At 73.7% G+C, this 25,758-nt stretch carries 3 protein-coding genes; all 3 read right to left on the reverse strand.

Annotation, left to right across the window (positions count from 1 at the left end):
• Positions 1 to 56: 56 nt before the first annotated feature.
• From ACG83_RS17980 to ACG83_RS17990, 3 genes are read right to left on the reverse strand one after another with little or no spacing between them, the layout of a single operon-like run.
• Positions 57 to 4,193, reverse strand: coding sequence for a non-ribosomal peptide synthetase (locus tag ACG83_RS17980; RefSeq protein WP_161934771.1), 4,137 nt, complete (start codon positions 4,191 to 4,193; stop codon positions 57 to 59).
• Entirely contained in the window at positions 4,190 to 20,617 is a 16,428-nt protein-coding gene (locus ACG83_RS17985; protein ID WP_152991427.1) for a non-ribosomal peptide synthetase, read from the reverse strand. The genes ACG83_RS17980 and ACG83_RS17985 overlap by 4 nt, the downstream gene beginning before the upstream one ends.
• The gene (locus tag ACG83_RS17990; RefSeq protein WP_235497992.1) at positions 20,614 to 25,680 is read right to left on the reverse strand and encodes a non-ribosomal peptide synthetase; all 5,067 of its coding nucleotides are present in this window, start codon (positions 25,678 to 25,680) and stop codon (positions 20,614 to 20,616) included. The genes ACG83_RS17985 and ACG83_RS17990 overlap by 4 nt, the downstream gene beginning before the upstream one ends.
• Between the last annotated feature and the right edge of the window lie 78 nt (positions 25,681 to 25,758).

Here is a 25,758-nt window from a genome sequence, read left to right on the forward strand (position 1 = left end):
GGGAGGGATGCGCCCTTCTGGGATGTATACCGCCACGCGGCGGGGGTTGTTGTGGGTCACCGCGGCCGCAGCGCGGCCGCGACGAGCGGGCCGACGACGGCGAGCGCCGTCGGAGACATGAGCTCCTCGTGGACGACGTCCACGGGATGGATGCGCAGCCCGCCGGCGACATACGGCGCCCAGGCCTCGGGATCAGCCTCGGGCTCGCCTGGTTCGGTGGGCTCCGGCCGGGCGCGGATGAACTCCACCCGGCCGCGGTACCGCCCCGGCGCGGCGCTCAGATCGACGTTCGCCACGGCCAGCAGGCTGCGCGCGAGCGCGGCGAGACGCCCTTCGCCGACACCGCGCAGCGGTCCGTCGGTCTGCCCGGCGATGGCGTGCGCGGCTGCCGGGGTGAGGCCGTCCGGGTCGAGCCCGCCGACGGGGTACCCGGCCCGTTGCAGCAGGGTGTGCAGGAAACGCGCCAGCGCGACGCCGTCACCGGCCTGCTCGGCGATACTCGGATCAGCGGCGCTCGGCGGCGGACCGACCGCGGGCCCGGTCTGGCTGCCGGCGGCCTGCGGGTAGCCGTCCAGCATCACGATCAGCGGGACCTCCCGGCCGCGCCGCTCCAGTTCGCCGGCGAGTGCGTGGGCCAGCACCGCGCCCAGCGACCAGCCCAGCAGGTGGATCGGCCCGACCGGCTCCGCCGCGACCACGGCGTCGGCGTAGCGCGCGGCGATCTCGCCGACCGCGGGCCGCCCAGCGCCGTCGAACCCGGTCGCCTGCAGCCCGTAGACGGCGCGCTCTGCGCCGACGTGCCCCAACAGCCCGGTGTACGCCCAGCTCAGCCCGAGTCCGGGATGCACGCAGAACAGCGGCGGCACCATGGCCGCGGCCGGCTGGCGGCGCGCACGCTGCAGCGGGAGCAGCAGGTCGAGCGCGTCGTGGGCCGCCGGGGCCGCACCTGCCCCGAGGGCGGCCCCGGCGCTGGCGGCGGCTCCGGCCCCAACCGCCCCGTCCAGCCAGGCAGCGAGCCCGGCCGGGGTCGGTTCCCGCAGGACGACACTCAGCGCCACGTCGACCTCGAGCTCACGGCGGATCCGCACGGCGAGGCGGGCGGCGAGCAGCGAATGCCCGCCGAGTGCGAAGAAGGAGTCGTCCGCCCCGACCGCGGGCAGGCCCAGCAGCTCGGCGAAAAGCGCGCACAGCGCCTTCTCGGTGACGGTCGACGGTGGTCGGGAGACGTCCGATGCGAAGGTGGGTACGGGCAGGGCACGGCGGTCGAGCTTCCCGTTCCGCGTCGACGGGAACTCATCGAGCACCAGCACCACGGACGGCACCAGATACTCCGGCAACCGCTCCGCCACCGCCGCCCGCAGGGAGACCGGCTCCAGATTCCAGCCCGGCCGCCCGGTCACATACCCGACCAGCCGGGTGATCCCACCATCGGTCCGGGCGACGACAACCGCCTGGCTCACCCCGGGCAGCCCACCGAGCGCAGCCTCGACCTCACCCGGCTCCACCCGATAACCACGGATCTTCACCTGGTCGTCGGCACGGCCCAGATACTCCAACGCACCATCGCCCCGCCACCGCACCACATCACCCGTGCGATACAGCCGCCCACCCGAACCAAACGGATCCGCCACGAAACGCGACGACGTCTCACCCGGTCGACCCACATACCCCCGGGTGACGCCCGCACCACCCACATAAAGCTCACCGGGAACACCCACCGGCACCGGCAGAAGCGCACCATCGAGCGCGTATACGTTGTCACCCGCCACCGGCCGGCCGATATGCGGCGCCACACCCGCCTCAATCTCCGTCCACGTCGCATCCACCGTGCACTCCGTCGGACCATAGAAATTCAGACCCCACGTCCGCTCCGCGGAACCCAGCACCCCCCACAACCGCGAACCCACCGCCTCCGCACCCGTCGCCACCACCGACGGAACCCAGGCACCCGCAAGAAGCCCATCCCCCACCAGCAACTCCAGCAAAGAAGGCGGCACATCCACAAAATCAACCCGCTCTCCCCGAACCAACCGCACAATCCCCGCCGAATCCCCCATCAACCCATCCGGCAGAACATGCATCGCATGCCCCGACAACATCCACACCAGCGGATCCAACGAACCATCGAAAGCAAACGAAAGAACATTCAGCACCCGCAGCCGCCGGCCCCCCGCCGCGGCCACCGCCCGCTCCACCACCGCCGCACGATGCGCCAACACCAGATTCACCAACCCCGCATGCGTCCCCACCACACCCTTCGGCCGACCCGACGACCCCGACGTGAACACCACATACGCCGCCGCATCCCCACCCACCCGAGAACCGGAGAAGGAACCCGGATCCGTGGGAACAACCGGCCACGAAGCCGGCTCATCCACCAACACCACCGGACCCGCAACCCCCCCCAACCGGCCCACCAGAGCCGACACCGAAACCACCACCGACGCACCCGCCTCGCCCAGGATCGCGTTCACCCGACCCGCCGGAGCCCCGGCGTCCACCGGCACGAACACGCCCCCCGCCTTCCACACCGCCACCATCACCACCACCACATCCACACCCCGCGGCAAAACCACCCCCACCCGCGACTCCACACCCACACCAAGAACCCGCAACACCCCCGCAAGACGACCCGCCAAACCATCCACCACACCAAACGACAACGAAACCCCGTCACACACCACCGCCACCTCACCCGAACCCCCCGCCACCACCGCATCCCACACATCGAGGAGATTCACCGGGGTATTCGACGAGGCATTGACGGCCTTACCCGGCCCGTTTTCGGTGATGGTGACCTCGGCCGGGAAACACGGCGGTGCCGGCACGGCCAGGCGGGCGATCGGGGTGCGTGCCGGGGCCACGGTCATGGCGGCGAGGACAGCGGCGAGCGTGCTCGCCACCTCGTCGGCCTTCCGCGAGGGCAGCAGTTCGGGGCGGTGTTCCAGTTCGAGGACCGGGCCGTCGGCGGTCTCGGCGACGAGGGTGAGTGGGTAGTGGGTGGCGTCCTCGGTGCGGACCGCGGCCACGTCGAGGCCGATCGCCGCCCGCACCCGGCCGATCTCGGCCTCGTCGACGGGATACGACTCGACCACCAGGAGGGTGTCGAACAGCGCTCCGAGCCCGGCGACCGCCTGCACCTCGGCCAGGGACAGGTAGTGGTGGTCGAGGGTCGCCGTGTGCGTCCGGTGCAGGCGGGCCAGCAGCCCGCTCACCGTCTCCCCCGGCCGCAGCGCGACCCGGACCGGGACGGTGTTGATGAACAATCCCACCATCGACTCGACACCGGTGATCTCCGGTGGGCGGCCCGAGACGGTGGCGCCGAAGACGACATCCTGCCGGCCGACGGCGCGGCTCAGGGTGATCGCCCAGGCCGCCTGCAGGACCGTGCTCAGGGTGACGCCCCGATCGCGACCGAGCTCGACGAGCCGCCGGCGGGTGTCCGGGTCGAGCGGCACCGCCAGGCGGACCGGCGTAGCGGCGACGGCCGACGGCGCCGGCCCGCCCGCGCCGTCCACAGTGCCGGTGGCGGTGGCGGTGGCGGTGGCGGTGAGCAGGGTCGGCTCGGTCAGCCCGTCGAGGGCCTCTCGCCAGACCGCGAGGGAGTCGTCCTTGTCCCTGCCGGCCAGCCAGGCCAGGTACTCCCGGTAGGGCCGCGGTGGTGCGCTGCGCGTCCCGGCGTAGAGGTCGAACAGGTCCCGCAGCAGCAGGGGGCCCGACCATCCGTCCAGGAGGATGTGGTGCGAGGTGATGACCAGCCGGTGCCGGTGTGGCCCGGTCCGGATCAGCAGGAAACGGATCAGCGGGGGTGCGTCCATCACGAACGGGCGGTCCCGTTCGGCGTCCACCAGCAGCTGCGCCCGCGGTTCCGCGGAACCGCCCGCCGCGGCCTCCGCCGCGGGCACGGCCGCCGGTGCGCTGGTCACGTCGGCAGTGGACCAGGGGACGGTGACGGTGCGCAGCACCACCTGCACAGCTCCGGTGGGAGCGGTGATGAAGGCCGTCCGCAGGTTGGCGTGCCGCTCGACCAGCGCCTGTGCGGCGGCGTGCAGGCGAGGCTCGTCGAGATCCCCGGCCAGGTCGAGGATGGTCTGCACCGTGTAGGCGGCGTCCGTCTCGGCCAGCGCGTGGAAGAAGAGGCCTTCCTGCAACGGCGCGAGGGGGAGGATCTCCTCGATGTTCGAACGGCTCACGGGGTGCGCCACCTCTCCTCGAAGGCGTCGAGCGTGCTCTGGTCCAGCGCCACCAGAGCCATGTCCGACGGGGTGTGGCCGCCGCCGGCCCCGCCGGCGACATGGGTGGCGAGCGCGCTGAGGGCGTCGCGCCAGGCGGCGGCGAGGGCGTCGAGCTCGGCCGCGGTGAACAGCCCGCCGGGTGCGGCGAAGGTCGCCCGCAGCACGGGGCCGTCCGCGGTGTCCTCGGTGAGCGCGGTGATCTCCAGCGGGGCCGCGGCGACGGCCGAGGGGTCCTCGACTCCGGCCAGGTCGGCGAACTCGGCCGACTGCGTCCACGGACCGCCGGCCGCGGTGCCGCCGTACCGGCCCAGGTAGTTGAAGACAATCTGCGGTTCGGGGGCCCGTGCCAGCTGCGGCGCGGTCCGCGGGTTGAGGACGCGCAGCAGCCCGTGGCCCAGGCCGTGGTCCGCGATCGCGCGCAGGCGTTCCTTCGCGGCCTTGACCAGGTCGCCCGCCGCCGGACCGCCGGCCAGCGCGTCGTCCAGGTCGACGCCGCCGACGGCCAGTTTCACCGGGTACCGCGTGGTGAACCAGCCGACGGTGCGCGACAGGTCGCTGCCCGGCACCACCGGCTCCTCGCGCCCGTGGCCCTCCAGCAGCACCCGGACGTCCGCCGCGGCCCGGCCACGTTCCCGGTTCCAGGCGCCGACAGCCAGTCCCAGCCCGGCGAGCAGGACGTCGTCGACCCGGGCGAAGAAGGCCTCCGGGACGTCGGTCAGCAGCGCCCGGGAGACCGGCACGCCCAGCTCGCACCGCGCGGTGCGCACCGTCGCGGCCAGGTCGCGGGCCGGGTCCAGGGGCCGCGTCCCCAGCGGCGGCTCGTCGCCGGCGCCCATCTCCCGCCACAGCGGCAGTTCGGCGAGCCGCACGGGCTGGCGGGCCGCCTCGGTCAGGCCGAGCGCCCAGTGCCGGAACGAGGTGGCGGGCGGGCCGAGATCCGGCTGCCGGCCGGCGGCCACGGCCTGGTAGGCGGCGGCCAGGTCCGGGATGAGGATCCGCCAGGAGACACCGTCGACGGCCAGGTGGTGGATGACGATCGAGAGCCGTCCCGGCGCGGCCCCCGCGTCGAACCACACCGCCTGGATCATCCGGCCGGTGGCCGGGTCGAGCCGGTCCGCCGCCGCGCCGGTCTCGGCGCGGACCAGCGCGGCAGCCGCGGGCAGGCCCCACATTCCAGCGCTCGGCGCGGCTCCGGCGGCGTCCGCGGCGTCGGCAGCGTCGACCCGGCGCACGGCGGTAGCGCCCGACGCGGGCGCGGGCGCGTCCACGGCCACCGGTGGGACGGTCAGGGTCCAGCCGCCGTCGGCGTCCCGGCCGGTGACGGCGCGCAGCATGTCGTGCTCGCGGCACAGCGTGTCGACCGCGGCGCGCAGCGCGGCGAGGTCGAGGCTCCCCGGCACGGTGAGCACCGCGGCCTGGGCGAACCGCGGTCGCGGGCCACCGTCCCGGTCGAGGATCTCGCGCATGATCGGGGTGAGCGGCACGGCGCCGACGGCGGCGTGCTGGCGGGCGGCCGGCTCGCCGTCGCCCCGCGCGGCCTGGGCGGCCCGCGCGTCGGCGGCCGCCGCCAGCTCGGCGACCGTGCGGTGGGTGAAGACGTCCGCCGGGGTGATCCGCAGCCGGGCCGCCCGAGCCCGGGCGACCAGCTGGATGGAGACGATGCTGTCCCCGCCGAGGGCGAAGAAGGAGTCGTCGGGACCGACCTGCGCCACCCCGAGCAGTCCCGCGATCAGCTCGGCGAGCAGCTCCTCCGTCGCCGAGCCGGCCGCCCGGCCGGTGCCGCGCAGGTCCGGCGCCGGCAGCGCGCGCCGGTCGACCTTGCCGGCGGGTGTCAGCGGGATGGCATCCAGCCACTGGATGACCGTGGGCACCATGTGGTCGGGCAGCAGGCCGCCCAGCCAGGCGCGCAGCGCGTCACCGTCCGCCGGCTGCCCGTGCTCGGCGCCGGTGTGATCGGCATGGCCGGTCTCGCTGGTCTCGTCGGTGCGATCGGCATAACCGGTGTGGCCGGTGACGTAGCCGACCAGCAGGGTGGCCCCGCCGGCGGTGCGGTGCGTGACGACCACGGCCTGACGGACGTCCTCGTGCTCCCCGAGCACCGCCTCGATCTCCTGCGGCTCGACCCGCATCCCGCGGATCTTCACCTGGTGGTCCGCCCGCCCGATGAACTCCAGGGTGCCGTCGGGGGCCCAACGGGCGAGGTCGCCGGTGCGGTAGAGGCGGGCACCGGGCGTCCAGGGGTCCGCCACGAAGCGCGCCGCGGTCTGGCGGGGATCGCCGACGTACCCGCGGCCGAGCGGCAGGCCGCCGGCGTACAGCTCACCGGCGACCCCGACCGGCACCGGGCTGAGCGCCTCGTCGAGGACGTACAGGCGGGTGTTGGGGTTGGGCCGGCCGATGCTCAGCGCGTCGCGGGCGGCGCCGCCGCGGTAGATGTCGTGGCTGACGCCGATCGTCGCCTCGGCCGGGCCGTACCCGTGGTACATGACCGCGTCGAGGCGGGCCCGGAACCGCGCGAACAGCTCGGGGGTGAGGGCCTCGCCGCCGCACCACACATGGCGTAGGGTGCCGGCGGCGGCGTCGATGCCGGCCAGGGCCAGCAGCATGTCGAGCATGGAGGCGACCAGGTAGGTGAACGTCACCCGGTGCCGGACGATCGTGTCGAGCAGGTAGTCGACGTCCCGCTCGCCGCCGGGTCGGGCGATCACCACCGCGGCGCCGGTGACGAGCGGCAGGAGGACCTCGTTGACGGAGATGTCGAAGCCGAGCGGTGCCTTGAACAGCGCCGCGTCACCGGGGCCGAAGCCGAGCAGCTCGCGTTGCCACAGCAGCCGGGCGGCGATGGCCCGATGGCAGATCATCGCCCCCTTCGGGGTGCCGGTGGAGCCCGAGGTGTAGATGACGTAGGCGAGTCCGTCCGGGTCCAGCGGCGCGACGGGCACCGGTGCCGGCGCCGGCGGCAGGTCACCGACGAGCAGGACGGGGACGTCCAGTTCGTCGGCGTCGGGCAGCCCCGTTCCGGTGGCGCTGACGACGGCGCGCAGCCGGGCGCTGCGGTGGATGTCGGCGATCCGCCGGGTGGGCCACGCCGGTTCCAGCGGGACGAACGCCGCGCCGATCCTCTGGATGGCGAGCAGGGCCGCGACGAGGTCGACCGACCTGTCGAGGTGGACGCCGACGACGTCCTCGGTGCCGACCCCGCGGGCCGTCAGCGCGGTGGCGACGGCGTCGACGCGCCGGTCCAGCTGCGCGTAGGTGAGCCGGTGGGTGCCGTCGATGACGGCCGGTGCGTCCGGGGTGCGCGCGGCCTGCGCCGCGAACAGGCCGGGCACCGTGTCGTCGCACAGCGGCGCGGCGGTGTCGTTCCACTCGACGAGCAGCCGGTGGCGCTCGGCGCCGTCGAGGATGTCGAGGCCGGACAGCATCGTTCCCGGTGCGGCGCCGAGCGTGCGCAGGATCCGCGTCAGGCGTTCGGCCAGCAGCTCGACGGTGGCGGCGTCGAACAGGTCCGCGTCGTACTCGACCGCCGCGTCGTAGCCGCCGTCGAGCGTCGGGGTGAAGGAGAACGCCAGGTCGAACTTGGCGCCGGCGGCCTGGTCGCCCGCGTGGTCGCCGCTGGGGTCGTCGCCGGGGCCGCTGTCGGTCAGCGGCGTGACGTCGAGCCCGGGCAGCCCGGTGGCCGCGCCGCCGGCGACCCGGAAGTCGACCATGACCTGGAACAGCGGATGCCGCCCGGCGGCCCGCGCCGGGTTGACCGCGTCCACGACCCGGTCGAAGGGCGCGTCGGCGTGCGCGTAGGCCCCCAGGGCCGTCTCCCGCACGCCGAGCAGCAGGTCACGCAGGGTCGGGTCGCCGTCGAGCCGGGTCCGCAGCACGACCGTGTTGACGAAGAAGCCGACCAGGTCCTGCAGCGCCTCGTCGGAGCGGCCGGCGGACAGCGCGCCCAGCGGGATGTCCCGGCCCGCACCGAGCTTGTGCAGCAGCACGGCCACCGCGGTGGTCGCGGTCATGAACTCGGTGGCACCGGTGTCCCGGCCCAGCGCCCGCAGGTCCGCCACGACCCGCTCCGGCACCCCGAACCGCGTCACGCCGCCCCGGTGGGACGTCTCCTGCGCGCGGCGCGGGCGGTCGACCGGTAGCCCGATCTCGTCGGGCAGGTCGGCGAGGGTGTCCGTCCAGTAGGCCAGCTGCCCGGCGAGGATGCTGTCAGGGTCGGCGGCGTCGCCGAGCAGGTCACGCTGCCACAGGGTGTAGTCGGCGTACTGGACGGGCAGCGGCGCCCACTGCGGGGTGTCGCCCGCCGCCCGGGCCGCGTAGGCGGTGCCGAGGTCGCGGAGCAGCGGGTCGGTGGACCATTCGTCGCCGGCGATGTGGTGCAGCACCAGGGCGAGCACATGATGTTCGGGCGCGAGGCGGAACAGGTGCAGCCGCAGCGGGGGCTCGGTCTCCAGGTGGAACGGCCTGCCGACGGCCTCGGCCACCAGCCGGGCCAGCGTCCCGGGCGCCGTGTCGACAACGGTCACCGCGGCCCGGGTGTCGGCCAGGATCCGCTGGTAGGGCGTGCCGGCCTCGTCGGGAAAGACGGTGCGCAGGGTCTCGTGCCTGGACACGACGTCGTCGATCGCGGCGGTGAGGGCCTCGATGTCGAGCGCTCCGCGCAGCCGGGCGACGAACGGGATCGTGTAGGTGGCGGACGGTCCTTCGAGCCGGTCCAGGAACCACAGCCGCTGCTGCGCCGCCGACAGCGGCAGGCGCTCGGGCTCCCCGTCCCCGGCGAGTTGGGCGGGCCGGGCACGGCGCAGCAGAGGTGGCCGGCCTGCCGAGAGCCGGCCGGCATCCAGGGCCGCGGCGAGACCGGCGACGGTCGGGCTGTCGAACACCGTCCGGACCGGTATCTCGGCGCCGGCCGCCGAGCGGAGGCGGGAAATGAGCCGGGCGGCGAGCAGGGAGTGCCCGCCGAGGGCGAAGAACGAGTCGTCCAGCCCCACCTCGGCGACACCGAGCAGCTCACCGAACAGACCGGCGACCAGGCGCTCGGCCGCCGTCCGCGGGATGCGCCCGCCGCCGGCCGCGCCGCCGGCGAAGGTGGGTGCGGGCAGGGCGCGGCGGTCCAGCTTCCCGTTCGGCGTCGACGGGAACGCCTCCAGCACCAGCACCACCGACGGCACCAGATACTCCGGCAACCGCTCCGCGACGGAGGCCCGCAGGGAGACCGGATCCAGATCCCAGCCCGGCAGCCCGGTCACATAACCGACCAGCCGGGTGATCCCACCGTCGGTCCTCGCCACCACGACGGCCTGGCTCACCCCGGGCAGCCCACCCAGCACCGCCTCGACCTCACCCGGCTCCACCCGATAACCACGAATCTTCACCTGGTCATCGGCACGACCCAGATACTCCAGGCCGCCGTCCGACCGCCACCGCACCACATCACCCGTGCGATACAGCCGCCCACCCGAACCAAACGGATCCGCCACGAAACGCGACGAGGTCTCACCCGACCGACCCACATATCCCCGGGCCACCCCCGTACCACCCACATAAAGCTCGCCCACGACCCCTATCGGGACGGGGTGCAGCGCCCGGTCGAGCACGTAGACGTTGTCCCCCGCCACCGGCCGGCCGATATGCGGCGCCACACCCGCCTCAATCTCCGTCCACGTCGCATCCACCGTGCACTCCGTCGGACCATAGAAATTCAGACCCCACACCCCCACCGCGGAACCCAGCACCCCCCACAACCGCGAACCCACCGCCTCCGCACCCGTCGCCACCACCGACGGAACCCAGGCACCCGCAAGAAGCCCATCCCCCACCAGCAACTCCAGCAAAGAAGGCGGCACATCCACAAAATCAACCCGCTCTCCCCGAACCAACCGCACAATCCCCGCCGAATCCCCCATCAACCCATCCGGCAGAACATGCATCGCATGCCCCGACAACATCCACACCAGCGGATCCAACGAACCATCGAAAGCAAACGAAAGAACATTCAGCACCCGCAGCCGCCGGCCCCCCGCCGCGGCCACCGCCCGCTCCACCACCGCCGCACGATGCGCCAACACCAGATTCACCAACCCCGCATGCGTCCCCACCACACCCTTCGGCCGACCCGACGACCCCGACGTGAACACCACATACGCCGCCGCATCCCCACCCACAGAAACCCTCGGAACAGCACCCACACCAGAATCATCAACCGGCCAGGAAGCCTGATCGTCCACCAGCACCACCGGACCCGAAAAACCCAAAAGCCGGCCCACCAGACCCGACACCGAAACCACCACCGAAACACCCGCCTCGCCCAGGATCGCGTTCACCCGATCGGCCGGGGCACCCCCATCCACCGGCACGAAAACACCCCCCGCCTTCCACACCGCCACCATCACCACCACCACATCCACACCCCGCGGCAAAACCACCCCCACCCGCGACTCCACACCCACACCCAAACCCCGCAGCACCCCCGCCAACCGACCCGCCAAACCATCCACCACACCAAACGACAACGACGTCGCCCCACACACCACCGCCGCCTCGCCGGAACCCCCCGCGACCACCGCATCCCACACATCGAGAACCGACCGGTAGCCAGTCATTGGATGCGCGGCGGAAACAGCGAGAGAAGCATTCTTGGCAGGTGAATCCGCGGCTCCGCTCCATTCGTCCAGCAGCATGCGCCGCTCGGCCGTGGAGAGGAGATCGACGTCGGCCAACCGCAGATCATGGTTGTGCGCGAAGGCGGCGAGCACCAGGTTCAGGCGTGTCAGGAGGCGTTCGGCGGACGCGGTGTCGAACAGGTCGGCGTCGTATTCCAACGAGGCGAGCAGGCCCTCGCCGCTCGGGTCCGGGGTGAAGGTGAAGCCGAGGTCGAACTTGGCGTTGGCCGCTCCGGCGGATTCCAGCGACGTCACGGCCAGGCCGTCGAGCCCGGGATTCGCCTCGGTGGGATTCCAGAAGTCGACGAGGGTCTGCACCAGGGGGTGGCGGCCCGCCGCCCGGGGCGGGTTCACCCTCTCGACCACTGTGTCGAAGGGGACGTCGGCGTGCGCGTAGGCGTCCAGCGTGGCGCGCCGGACGCGCAGGAGCAGCTCACGCAGCGTCGGATCCCCGGCGAGGTCGATCCGGACCACGACCGTGTTCACGAAGAAGCCGACGAGCGGCTCCAGCGCCGGATCGACCCGGCCCGCGACGAGGCCACCGAGCGGGATGTCGTCACCGGCGCCGTGCTTGTGCAGGGTGAGGGCGACCGCCAGGTGGGCGAGCGTCAGCTCGCTCGCGCCGGCCTCGGCCAGCAGCGGGCGCAGCGCCGCCATGGTCGCCGCCGGGATCGGCGCACGGACCCGCCCGCCGCCGGCGCCGGGAACGGTGGGCCGCGGCCGGTCGATCGGCAGCTCCACCGCCTCGGGCAGTCCGGCCAGGGCGCTCGTCCAGTGGGCGAGCTGGCGCTCGGCCGCCTCGGACGGTCGATCCGCCCCGCCGAGCAGGTCCTGCTGCCACAGCGTGTAGTCGGCGTACTGGACGGGCAGCGGCGCCCAGCCGGGGGCCGCGCCGCGGCGGCGCGCCGCGTAGGCGCTCGCCAGGTCACGCAGCATCGGCCCGGTGGATCCCTCGTCACCGGCGATGTGGTGCAGCACCAGCGCGAGAACATGCTCGTTGTCGCCCAGGCGCAGCACGGTGACCCGCAGCGGAATCTCCGACTCCAGCCGGAACGGTGCCTCCAGAACGTCGCGGAGCCGCTCGTCGAACGTCCACTCGGACGCCTCGACGAACGTGAACGGCACGTCGACGGCAGCCGCGTCGAGAACCTGCTGGACGGGGCTACCGTCCCGCTCCGGGAAGACGGTGCGCAACGTCTCGTGCCGGGCGACGACGTCCGCGACCGCCGTGCGCAGCGCGGTCAGGTCGAGGGGGCCGGTCAGGCGCGCGGCGAACGGCAGGTTGTACGTGCTGCTCGGCCCTTCCAGCCGGTACAGGAACCACAGCCGGCGCTGCGCCGCGGACAGCGGCAGCACCGCCGGGCGGTGAAACGCCGCGAGCGCGGGACGTCCCGGTGTGGCCTCGAGGGTTTCGAGGTGGGCCGCGAGGGCGGCGACGGTGGGCGCGTCGAACACCGAGCGGATCGACACCGGCAGGCCTGTCGCCGCCCGGACGCGGGAGGTGAGCCGGGTGGCGAGCAGGGAGTGCCCGCCGAGGGCGAAGAACGAGTCGTCCAGCCCCACCTCGTCGACACCGAGCAGCTCACCGAACAGCGCCGCCAGCATTCGCTCCGTGGCGGTGCGCGGGGTACGCCCGCCGCCGGCCGCGCCACCGGCGAAGGTGGGTACGGGCAGGGCACGGCGGTCCAGCTTCCCGTTCGGCGTCGACGGAAACTCCTCCAACACCAGCACCACCGACGGCACCAGATACTCCGGAAGCCGTTCCGCGACGGAGGCCCGCAGCACCGCCGGATCCACCACCGCCCCGGCCCTCGCCGTCACATACCCGACCAGCCTGGTGATCCCACCATCGGTCCGGGCGACGACAACCGCCTGGCTCACTCCGGCCAGCGCCCCGAGCGCAGCCTCGACCTCACCCGGCTCCACCCGATAACCACGGATCTTCACCTGGTCGTCGGCACGGCCCAGATACTCCAACGCACCATCGCCCCGCCACCGCACCACATCACCCGTGCGATACAGCCGCCCACCCGAACCAAACGGATCCGCCACGAAACGCGACGACGTCTCACCCGGTCGACCCACATACCCCCGGGTGACGCCCGCACCACCCACATAAAGCTCACCGGGAACACCCACCGGCACCGGCAGAAGCGCACCATCGAGCGCGTATACGTTGTCACCCGCCACCGGCCGGCCGATATGCGGCGCCACACCCGCCTCAATCTCCGTCCACGTCGCATCCACCGTGCACTCCGTCGGACCATAGAAATTCAGACCCCACGTCCGCTCCGCGGAACCCAGCACCCCCCACAACCGCGAACCCACCGCCTCCGCACCCGTCGCCACCACCGACGGAACCCAGGCACCCGCAAGAAGCCCATCCCCCACCAGCAACTCCAGCAAAGAAGGCGGCACATCCACAAAATCAACCCGCTCTCCCCGAACCAACCGCACAATCCCCGCCGAATCCCCCATCAACCCATCCGGCAGAACATGCATCGCATGCCCCGACAACATCCACACCAGCGGATCCAACGAACCATCGAAAGCAAACGAAAGAACATTCAGCACCCGCAGCCGCCGGCCCCCCGCCGCGGCCACCGCCCGCTCCACCACCGCCGCACGATGCGCCAACACCAGATTCACCAACCCCGCATGCGTCCCCACCACACCCTTCGGCCGACCCGACGACCCCGACGTGAACACCACATACGCCGCCGCATCCCCACCCACCCGAGAACCAGCACCAGGCTCCGAACCGGCCACCGGCCACGAACCCGGCTCATCCACCAGCACCACCGGACCCGCAAAACCCCCCAACCGGCCCACCAGAGCCGATGCCGAAACCACCACCGACGCACCCGCCTCGCCCAGGATCGCGTTCACCCGACCCGCCGGAGCCCCGGCATCCACCGGCACGAACACACCCCCCGCCTTCCACACCGCCACCATCACCACCACCACATCCACACCCCGCGGCAAAACCACCCCCACCCGCGACTCCACACCCACACCAAGAACCCGCAACACCCCCGCCAACCGACCCGCCAAACCATCCACCACACCAAACGACAACGAAACCCCGTCACACACCACCGCCACCTCACCCGAACCATTTGCCACCACCGCATCCCACACATCGAGAACCGACGGAAATCCAGTGGTAGGCGAATCGTTGGCAGCCTTCGGCACGAGCGGGGAATCCTCACCGGAAGCCGGGCGTGGTCCCAGCTCAGGCCGCGCCGCGGCCCCGCCGCTCCATTCGTCCAGCAGCAGCTGACGTTCGGCGGCGGTGAGGACATCCACCGCCGCGAGCCGCGCGTCGAGGTGGCCCGCGAAGAAGGTCAGCGTGTCCAGGATGCGGCGCATCGTCGCGTGCACAGCGTCGGCGGTGAACACGTCGGTGCGGTATTCGAGCTTGATGCGGATGACGTCCGCGTCCGGCATCAGCATCAGGGTGAGGGGGTAGTGCGTGTAGCCGCGTGACCAGCCGACCTCGGCGGTCAGCCCGCCGCTGCGCCCGGCGTCGAGCAGGTCCGCGGTCTGGAGCGGGAAGGTCTCGAAGACCATGAGGGTGTCGAACAGCCGCCCGGCCGGCACCCCGGTGACCTGCTGAACCTCGTTGAGGCCCAGGTACTGGTGCTCGAGGACTGTTGTCTGCGCCTGCTGGAGGCGTTCGAGCAGCGCGCGCACGGTGTCCGCGGGCGACCAGTGCACCCGGGTCGGGATGGTGTTGATGAACAGCCCCACCATCGACTCGACACCGGTGATCTCCGGTGGGCGGCCCGAGACGGTCACGCCGAACACGACGTCGTCGCGGCCGGACATCCGGCCTAGCACCAGGCCCCAGGCGGCGCTGAGCAGCGTGTTGAGCGTGACCCCGCAGGCCCGGGCGGCGTCGCGAAGACGTGCGGCGAGCTCCGCCGGGATGACGTCGATCACCTCGGCGGGGAACACGGTGGGGTCGCGCAGGTCCGGGCCGGCGAGCAGGGTCGGCTCGTCGACCCCGGCCAGCACCTGCTCCCACGCGGCGCGCGAGGCCTCGCGGTCGCGCCGGTGCAGCCAGGCGAGGAAGTCCCGGTAGGGGCGCGGGCGGGCGGGCCCGCTCCCGGGCCCGAGGCCGGCGCCCGAGCCCGAGCCGGAACCCGAGCCGGCGGACTTGTAGATCTGGAAGAGGTCACGCACGACGAGCGGGGTGGACCATCCGTCCAGGACCAGATGATGGTTGGTGACCACCAGCCGGTGCTCGTGCGCGCCGAGCCGGACGAGGGTGAGCCGCAGCAGCGGCGGCTCGGCCAGGTCGAATCCGGCCGTCCGGTCGTGCGCGAGAAACTCCTCCAGCCGGCTGGCCGGGTCGGAGCCAGCGGGAGCGGGGCCAGCCGGGTCGGGGCCAGCCGGGTCGGGGCCGGTGAGGTCGAGCACGGTGAGCCGCGGCTCGACCTCGCCGAGAACGACCTGCACCGGGTCGTCCCCCTCGTCGGGGAAGGCGGTGCGCAGCACGGGGTGCAACGCGAGCAGCTCGCGCGCCGCCGCGCGCAGCCGGGCCAGGTCGAGCGGCCCGCGCAGGTCGACGACGAGCTGGACGGAGTAGAAGTCGACCGCGCCGGCGTCGAAACGCGCGTGGAAAAGCAGGCCCTCCTGCAGCGGCGACAGTCCCAGCACGTCGGCGAGCGCGGGATAGCGGGCCTCCCAGCGCTCGACGTCGGCCTGCGTCGCGCGCACGAGGGGCAGATCGGACGGGGTCCGCCCACCCGCGCCCCGGTTGACCACCTCGTCGGCCAGGGCGGCGAGGGTCTCGATCCACCGCTCCGCGAGTGCTGTCACCTCGTCGTCGGTGAACAGCCCGGCCGGAAACTGCAGGCGCAGCGCGAGCTCGGGACCGTCCGCCCCGTCGCTTGCCGCGACGTTCGTCACGAGCGCCGCCGCCGCGGGGAGCTCGGGGTCGGCCGCGGGTGCCACGCCCCCGAAGGAGATCCCGGCGAATCCGAGCTGTTCCACCGGATCGACCGATGCGGTCGGTCCCACCGGGCCCACCGGTCTCGCGTCGACGCGCCCGACGTAGTTGAACAGGATCTGCGGTTCGGGATGACGGGCCAGCTCGGCGTCCGCGCCGGCGAAACGGAGCAGGCCGTAGCCGATCCCGTTGTCCGGAATCGCGCGCAGGTGTTCCTTGACCCGCTTGACCATGGCGGCGGCCGCCACACCGCCGGCCGGCGCCCCACTGGTCGGCGTCCCACCGGTCGGCGCCGCCGTGAGGTCGAGTCCGGAGGTGTCGAGCCGCACCGGGTACTGAGTGGTGAACCAGCCGACCGTGCGGGAGATGTCCGCCCCGGGCAGGACCTGCTCCTCGCGTCCATGCGCCTCGATCGTGACCACGGTCGCCGCCGCGGGCACGCCACGCGCGGCCCGCCACCGGGCGATCGCGACGCCGAGGGCGGCGAGCAGGACATCAACGGTGCTGGCGTGGAACGCGCCCGGCACCGTGCCGAGCACCGGACCGGCGACCTCCGCCGGGACGCTCAGCGAGACGGTCCGCACGGTTGCCCGGGTGTCCCGGCGGTGGTCGAGCCGCCGAGCGCCGAGCGCCGGCTCCGGATCGGCGAGAACCGCCCGCCACAACGGCAGTTCGGGGATCCGCGCCGCGGCGAGCCGATCCAGCCGTACCGCCCATTCCGCGAACGCCGTCCCCGTCGCGGGCAGTTCCGACCGTTCCGACCGTTCCGCGCCAGGCTCCGCGTCCGCGGTGGCGGCGACCGTGGTCGGGACGAGGGCGGTCTCGAGATCCTCGGCCAGGATCCGGCAGGAGTAGCCGTCGGTCGCGAGGTGATGGCAGGTCAGCAGCACCGCACCGGGACGGGCGGCGCCGGCGTCGAACCAGGTCGCCTGCACAAGCACACCGGCGCTGCGGTCCAGCCTGGCGACGGCGGCGGCGTGCTCGCGGCGCAGCAGGTCCGCCGCGCCCGCGGCCGGCAGGTCCACCCGCCGCAGCACCTGCTCGGCATCGACGGACCCGACCGGACGCATCGAGAGCCGATGGACGGGTTGCTCCACAGGCTCGTCCGCGGAACCGGGAGCAGGCACGTCGGTGGTGATCAAGGTGGCCCGCAGCATGTCGTGCCGGTCGAGCAGCATCTGCACGGCCTGGCGGATGCGCGGGCGGTCCGCTCCGGCCGGGGCCTCCACCAGCACCGCCTGGGAGAACCGTTCGAAGGGACCGCCCCGGGCGAGGAACGCCCGCATGATCGGAGTGAGGGGCAGCTCGCCGGCCCCACTCGACACGGCCTCGAGCGCCGGGTCGGCGGCGGCCGCCGTACCGGATCCGGCCGTGGCCGCGCCAGCCGCACCCACCCCGGCGGGATCAGCCACAGCCATGGCGGCGGCGTCCGCCGCGGCGGCGAGCTCGGCGACGCTGCGCAGCTCGAAAACCTGCCGTGGGCTGATCGCCAGCCCGGCGGCACGGGCCCGCGCGACGAGCTGGATGGACATGATGCTGTCCCCGCCGAGCTCGAAGAACGAGTCGTCTGCTCCGACCGCGTCCCGGCCGAGGACCTGTGCGAACAGGCCGGCGAGTACGCGTTCGGTGCCCTCGGCGGCGAGCCGCCCGGCCGGTTGGGCTGCGGTGAGGTCCGGCGCGGGCAGTCCGCGGCGGTCCAGCTTCCCGTTTGCGGTCAGCGGCAGAGCGTCCATCGCGACCAGCACCGCCGGGATCATGTGCTCGGGCAGCCGCCCGGCCAGATACTTCCGGATCAGCGCGATGTCGACCCGGCCGGCACCGCCACCGACAGCGCCGCCGCCCATACCGACACCGACACCGGCGGAACCGGCACTGACCACGTATCCGGCGAGGTAGGCGCCGCCGGGGCGGTCGGTCCGCACGGTGACCGCGGCGGCGGCGACGCCCGGCGCACCCGCCAGCGCGGACTCGATCTCGGCCAGCTCGATCCGGAAGCCGCGGATCTTCACCTGGTCGTCGGAGCGGCCCAGGTATTCCAGCTCGCCGTCGGTGCTCCAACGGGCCAGGTCACCGCTGCGGTAGAGGCGCTGCCCGGTGGGACCGAACGGATCGGCGACGTAGCGGGTCGAGGTGAGTGCCGCCAGGCCCAGGTAGCCACGGCTGACCTGCGGGCCGCCGAGGTAGAGCTCACCGACGGTGCCGACGGGCACCGGGCGCAGCGCGCCGTCGAGCAGGTGCACGGTGAAGCCCGGCAGCCCGCCCCCGATCACGCTGGACGACGAGCCGAACGCCGCCGCGTTCAGCTCGCGGTGAGTGACGTGCACCGTGGTCTCGGTGATCCCGTACATGTTCACCAGGCGCGGGCCCCGCGGGTGGCGGGCGTGCCACCCGGCGAGCCGGGCCGGGTCGAGGGCCTCCCCGCCGAACACCACGGTCCGCAACGCCAGCCCCGGCGTCGACACCGGCCCGCCGTCCGACACCGGCCCGCCGTCCGACACCGGGGCGCCGTCCGCGCCGGGTACGGTTCCCGCCGGGTGTTCGGCGTCGGCGGCGGCAAGCTGGTAGAAGGCCGACGGTGTCTGGCTGAGCACGGTCACCTGGTGCCGGACGAGCAGCTCCCGGAAGTCGGCGGGGGACCGCGCGACGTCGTGCGGGACGACGACGAGCCGGCCGCCGGACAGCAGCGGCCCCCAGGTCTCCCAGACCGAGAAGTCGAACGCGAACGAGTGGAACAGCGTCCACACGTCGTCCGGGCCGACGTCGAACAGCTCCCGCGCCGCGGTGAACAGCGCGACGACCGACCGGTTCGGGACGACGACGCCCTTGGGCACGCCGGTGGATCCCGACGTGTAGATGACGTACGCGACCTGCCCGGACCGCCCTGGCCCGCCCGGCCGCACAGGCCGCACCGTGGACGTCGTGTCGTCGGGCGCGAGGCACCGCGGCTCCTGGCCGGGCAGCTCGTGGCCGGGCAGCTCGTGGCCGGCTTCGGCGAGCACGGCCACCGGCTGGGCGTCACGCAGGGTGAAGGCGATCCGCTCGGTTGGGTAGGCGGGATCGATGGGCAGATAGCCGGCACCGGTCTTGAGCGCGGCGAGCGCACCGACGACCAGGTCGACCCCGCGGGGCAGCAGCAGCGCGACCAGCTTCTCCGGCCCCGCGCCGAGCGCGACGAGCCGCTGCGCCAGCGCGTTCGCACGCCCGTCGAGCTCGCCGTAGGTGACACGCCGTGCGCCGCTTTCGACGGCCACCGCGCCCGGGTCGCGGTCCACCACCGCCTCGAACAGGTCCGCGATCGTGGTGTCGGCGACGTCAAGCGGGCCGGCTTCGAGAGCCCGGCGCGCCGCACCGGCCAGCTCGTCCGCCGACAGCGCGTCGACGGTCGCCACCGCGGCGTCGGGCGCGGCGACGATCGCGGTGAGCACCCTGGTCAGGCGGGCGAGCAGCTGCCGGGCCTGGTGCTCTCCCCCACCGAGCCCACGCGGGAGGTACTTCAGGGTGATCTCCAGGCCGCCGGCGGTCGGCATCACCATCAGCGTCAGCGGATAGTGGGTGGAGATCGGGCGCTGGACCCGCGTCGCCCGCAGACCGCCGGCGCCCAGCGCGTCGTCGATCGCCGTGCCGTCGAACGGGAAGGACTCGAACACCAGCAGGCTGTCGAAGATCTCACCGGTGCCGAAGCCGAGGGCCTGCTGGATCTGGGCCAGCCCGCTGTGCTGGTGGTCGAGCAGGTCGGCCTGCTCGAGCTGGATCCGGGTGGCGAGCTGCGCGATCGTCTCGGCGGGCCGCAGGCGCACCCGCACCGGCAGCGTGTTGATGAACAGCCCGACCATGGACTCGACACCGGCGAGCTCCGGCGGTCGTCCGGACACGGTGGCGCCGAAGACGACGTCGTCCCGGCCGGTCGACCGCCCCACCAACATCCCCCAGGCCAGCTGGAACAGCGTGTTGAGGGTGACCCCGAGGGCGCGGGCGGTCCGGGTGAGCGCCGCGGCCAGGTCGGTCGGCAGCAGCTCGACGATCTCCTCGGGCAGCACGGCCGGCTCGCCGGCGGCGGCGGGTACCAGGTGGGTCGGCTCGGTGACCCCGTCCAGCGCCGCCCGCCAGGCGTCGAGCGCCGCCGCGGCGTCCTGCTCGGCGAGCCAGGCCAGGTGGTCGCGGTAGGGCCGGGCGGTGGGCAGCGCCGGTGCCGAACCGTCGGCGGCGTACAGCGCGAACAGGTCGCGCATGAGCAGGGGCGTCGACCAGCCGTCCATCACGACGTGGTGGTTGGTGAGGACGAACCTGTGCCGCTCGGGGCCGAAGGTCAGCAGCATCGCCCGCAGCAGCGGGGGCCGGCGCAGGTCGAACCGCCGCCGGCGGTCGGCCGCCACGAGCTCGGCGGCCTGTTGTTCACCGCGGGTGATGTCGACCTGGGACCAGGGGATCTCCGCCGTCCGCAGCACGATCTGGACCGGTTGGCCGACCTCCAGCACGAAGCCGCTGCGCAGCGCCGAGTGCCGGGCGAGCAGCGCGTTCGCGGCGCGGCGCAGTCGGGCCGCGTCCAGCGGGCCCGCCAGGTCGACGACAAGCTGGGCGACATAGACGTCGACACCTCCCTGGGCACCGCCGTCGGCCCGGCCCCCGGCACCGCCGTCCGCCTGGGCGGCGGCATCGCGGCCCTCCGCACGCGTGCCGTCGTCGGTGAGCAGCGAGTGGAACACCAGGCCCTTCTGCAACGGGGACAGCGGCAGGATGTCCTCGATCGCGGAGTTACCAGTGCTCACGTCGTCCTCCACATCGCCTCAAGGGCGTCGAGCTGGTCCTGGTTCAGCGAGACCAGGGAGAGATCGGAAGGTGTGCGCCCGCCGGCGTCCGCGCCGGCCGCGTGCCGGGCGATCGCCTCCAGCGCGTCACGCCACCGGTGCGCGAGGTCCGTGACGCCGGTGGCGTCGAAGATGCCCTCGGCGTACATCCAGTGCGCCCTCAGCCGGGGGCCCGCGGCGGTCTGCTCCGCGACCGCGTTGACGACCAGGCCGGCGGGCAGGGGCATGTCCGCCCCGTAGGCGGCGTCGAGGCCGGCGGCGTCGACCCGCCACCCCTGCGCACTCGGCGCTTCGAAGCGCCCGAGGTAGTTGAACCCGATCTGCGGGACGGGACGGGCGGCGAGGCCCGGCTCGGTGCCCGGGTGCAGGTGACGGAGCAGGCCGTAGCCGATGCCGTGGTCCGGGAGGGACCGCAGGTGCTCCTTCACCCGCCGCAGAACCGCCCCGGCGGACGGACCGGCGGCCAGCGCGCCGGCCAGGTCGATGCCGGTGGTGTCCAGGCGCACCGGATGCTGGCTGGTGAACCAGCCGACGGTGCGGGACAGGTCGCTGCCCGCCACGGCCTCCTCCTGGCGTCCGTGGCCTTCGAGCAGCACCAGCGCGCTGCGCCCCGCCGCGCGGCCGGCCGCGTCGCCGCGGCCGGCCGTCCAGGAGGCCAGCGCCAGTGCCAGCGCGGCGAGCAGCACATCGTCGACGCCCGCGAAGAACGCCGCCGGCACCGAGGTCAGCACTGGCCCGGCTACGTCGGGGTCGACGTGGACGGTGATCGTTCGGACGGTCGACCAGGTGTCGAGGGCCGGGTCCGCGTGACGCCGGCCCAGCAGGGCATCCGGGCCCGCGAGCACCTCGTGCCACCGCGCAGCCTCGTCGGTACGGGCTGCGGCCGCCCTCGTCAGCCCGGCGGCCCAGGTCCGGAAGGAGGTCGCCACCGGAGGGAGGTCGGCGGACGCGCCCGTCACGGCGGCCTGCACGGCGGTGGCGAGGTCGGGGACGATGATCCGCCAGGACACCCCGTCCACCACCAGGTGGTGGGCGACGAGCAGCAGCTTCGCCGCGGCGGCCGGGCCCGCGTCGAGCAGCACCGCCTGCAGGACGCGGCCCTGCGCCGGCGCGAGCCGGGACGCGGCCACGGCCAGCTCGGCGGCTGTCCGGTCCGCGACCGCCCGGTCGCCCGCGGCCGGGTCGACGGTGACCCGGCGCAGCACCTCCGCCGCCCGCACGGATCCGACCGGGCGGACCGTCAGCTCGACGGGGTCGCCGGATCGGTCCAGCTGTGCCCGCAGCATGTCGTGCCGGTCCAGGAGAGCCTGCAGCGCCTGCTCCAGTACGCCGTCCGGCGGTGGCTGCGGGAGATCGACGACGACGGACATCCGGTGGGCGTCGCCGAGCGGGCCGCGTTCGGCGAACGACCGCATGATCGGTGTGAGCGCGACCGGGCCGGTCCCGGTGGTGTCCCCCGCAGGGACGGCGGCACTGCCCACCCCCACGCTGCCCGCCCCCGTGCCACCCGTGCCTGCACTGCCTGCCCCGGTACCGCCTGACCCTGCGCCGTCCGGCACGACGGTGGCCGCGGCGGCCAGGGCCTCGACGGTGCGGTGCGCGAAGACGTCCCGGGGGGTGAACCGCAGGCCGGCCGCACGGGCCCGGCTGACCAGCCGGATCGCCAGGATGCTGTCCCCGCCGAGCTCGAAGAACGACTCGTCGAGCCGCGCCGACGGCACGCCGACGATCTCGGCGAACAGCCCGGCCAGGGTCGCCTCCGCGGCGTTGGCGGGTTCCCGGTCCGGCACCGGGCCGGCCACGCCCGCCGGGTCCGCTGGGTCCGCCGCGCCGGCGCCGAAGCGGGGCGCCGGCAGCGCGCGCCGGTCGACCTTGCCTGACGGCGAGAGCGGGAGTGCGGGCAGGAACGTCAGTGTCGCGGGCACCATGTGGTCGGGCAGCACCGCCGCGGCGTGTGCCCGCAGGCCGGCCGGGTCGGGCTCCGCGCCGTCCGCCGGCACCAGGTACCCGGCCAGGTAACGGCCGCCCGGCCCGTCGGTACGCGCCGCGACGGTGGCCTGGGCGACCCCGGGGTGGCCGAGCAGCACGGACTCGATCTCACCGAGCTCGACCCGGTAGCCGCGGATCTTGATCTGCTCGTCCGCCCGGCCGAGGAACTGAAGCGCACCGGTGGGGAGTCGCCGCATGAGGTCGCCGGTGCGGTAGAGCCGCGCGCCGGGCGGGCCGTACGGGTCGGCGACGAAGCGGGTGGCGCTCAGCCCCGGCCGATTGAGGTAGCCGCGGGCGAGCTGGCTTCCGCCGAGATAGAGCTCGCCGGCCACGCCGACCGGCACCAGCCGCAGCCCTTCGTCCAGCAGATGGCCGACGGTGTTGTCCACCGGTGCGCCGACCGGCACAGCACCCGCCAGCCCGTCCGTGACGGGGTGCAGCAGGGCCCCGACCGTCGTCTCGGTCGGCCCGTACTCGTTGATGACGGCGAACTGCTCGTCCGCCGGCCGGGCCCACTGCCCGAGCGCCTCGCCCCGCAGCTCCTCACCGGCGATCACCAGGGTGCGCGGGCCCTCGGTGGCGAACCGGACCTCGGGCAGCAGCGGGAGATGACTCGGTGTGATCTTCAGGAAGGTGGCGGCGCCCTGGGCGCGGGCGATGGCGTCCGGCGAGTCCTCGCACAGCTCGACCGCGCCGCCGCAGGTCAACGTCGCCAGCAGCGGGGTGACGGAGAAGTCGAACGAGATCGACGAGTGCATGAGCGTGTGCCCGGCGAGCCCGGGGAAGCACCGCACGGCCCAGTCCAGGTGGTTCGCCAGCGCGCGGTGCGCGACGACGACCCCCTTGGGGACGCCGGTCGACCCGGAGGTGTAGATCACGTACGCGGGGTGGTCCGGCAGCAGCGGGGCCGTCCGGTCGGCGTCGGTGACGTCGTGGTCGGGCAGCCCGGCAAGCCGGCTTCGGGTGTCCTCGCCGTCGAGGAGCAGTGCCGTCAGCCCGGGAACCTCGGGGAGGGTGCCGACGTCCGCGGACCTGGTGATCAGCAGCACCGGGCGGGAGTCGGTGAGCATCCGGCGCACCCGGTCGGCGGGGTAGCCCGGGTCGACCGGGACGTAACAGGCGCCGGCTCTGGCGACCGCGAGCAGGGCGATCACCATCTCGGTGGACCGCGTCAGGCCGAGGGCGACCGTCGACTCGGGGCCGGCGCCGTGCCCGGCCAGCAGTCTGGCCAGCTGGTTCGCGCGGCGGTCGAGCTCGCGGTAGCTGAGCCGGTCACCGTCCGCGAGCACGGCCGGGGCGTCCGGTGTCGCCGCCGCCTGGGCCGCGACGCGCGCCGGCAGCAGCACGGCCTCGCCGGGAGCGCCATGGCCGGGGGTGCCGGGGGCGCCGGCGGGAGCGGTGGTCGCGGTGTTGTTCCAGGCGACGAGGAGCTGGTGGCGTTCCTCGTCGCTGAGCAGGTCCACGGTGTGCAGTGCCCGGTCCGGCCAGGTCAGTGCCACGTCCAGGATCCGGTCGAGGTGGCCCAGCATTCGGGCGACGAGCTCGCGCGCGGCGTCGGTCCGCGGATGGTTCGCCTCGACGGACATCGCGTCGCCGTCGGTCTCCACCGCCAGGGTCAGGTCGAAGCGGGCGTCGTCGCCGGGCACCGGGCGCCGGTGCGCCCGCAGGCCGACGGCGCGGAACGGGTCCAGCACCGAGGCCCGCAGCGAGAGCACGACGTTGAACAGCGCGGCGTCGCCGCGGGTCCGCTCGGGGTCCGCCGCGCGGCCGATGTCGTCGAGGTCGACGTCCTGGTGGGCGTAGGAGGCGAGGCAGACCTGCCGGGCCTGCGCGACCAGCTCGGCGAACGTCTCGGTGCCCTCGACACGCATCCGCAGCGGAACGGTGTTGCCCAGGTAGCCGATCACCTGGTCACCTCCGGGCAGATCCCGGTTGACCACGGGCACGCCGATCACCAGATCCCGCGCCCCGCCGTAGCGGCGCAGCAGCACCGCGACCGCGGCGAGCAGCACCATGAAGGACGTCGCCCCGGACTCACGTGCGCTGTCCCGGACCCGGGCGGCCATCCTTGCGCCCAGCGCGAACGTCTGGTCGGTACCGCCGGCGGCCCGGGCGGTGCCGGTGAGCTCCGGCAGGATGAGCCGTTCCGGCGCCGGGTTGAGCGTTTCGCGCCAGAACTCCAGGCCCGCCCGCGGCGACGGCGCTGGCGCCAGCGCGAGGTCGGCGTGCTGCGGTGGCGGCGGCAGCACGGCAGCCGGGTCCTGCAGGAAGGCGACCAGCTCGCCGAAGAAGATCGTCGTGGTGCTGTCGTCCCAGGCGATGTGGTGGGCGACGACGATCAGCGTGAGGGCGTCGGCACCGGTGCGGTAAAGGCCGATCCGCAGCGGTGAGTCGGCCGCCAGGTCGAACGGGGTCGCCGCGAGCGCCGTGCACAGCTCGCCGGCGCGGGTGGCGCGTTCGCCGGCCGGAAGGCCGGTGAGGTCGATCCGCTCGACCAGTGGCGCCAGCAGCGGGTGGACGACCTGGCGCACGGCGCCGTCGTCACCCATCCGGTAGGTGGTGCGCAGGATGTCGTGGCGGGCGACGACGGCCGACGCCGCGGCGGCGATCGCCTCCGCGCGCACCGGTCCGGTCAGGTCCAGGGCGATCCGCACGTTGTAGCCGGTGGTGGTCGGATCCAGGTTCTGCAGCGACCACATCCGGCGCTGGCCGGCCGACAGGGGTCGGGCCACCGGGGCGCCACCACCGCCCGCGAGGCCGCTGCCGGCAACACCGCCGCCGGCACCACCGTTTTCGGCACCACCGCTGTCGGCACCGCCGCCGGAGAGGCCGCCGCCGGCCAGGCCCTGTGCGGCGAGCCTGCGCCGGGCCAGTTCACGACGGCGCGCCGCGGCCGAGTCCGTGGCCCCGCCACCGGGGCCGGCCTGGCCGGCCTGGCGGCGCTGGCCGCTCTGGCTGGCCTGGCCGCCGCCACGGATCTGGCTGACATCGCCGATCCGGGCCAGGTCAACGGTGCTGCTGTCGTCGGTGCTCACGCGGAGACGCTCCTTGCCCTGCGAGGCGGGCCACCAGGTCCGCTCGGTGATCTTTCTGATCGAGGTGGGCGGCATCTC

It is taken from the genome of Frankia sp. R43, from assembly GCF_001306465.1.
GTDB classification, from domain to species: domain Bacteria; phylum Actinomycetota; class Actinomycetes; order Frankiales; family Frankiaceae; genus Parafrankia; species Parafrankia irregularis.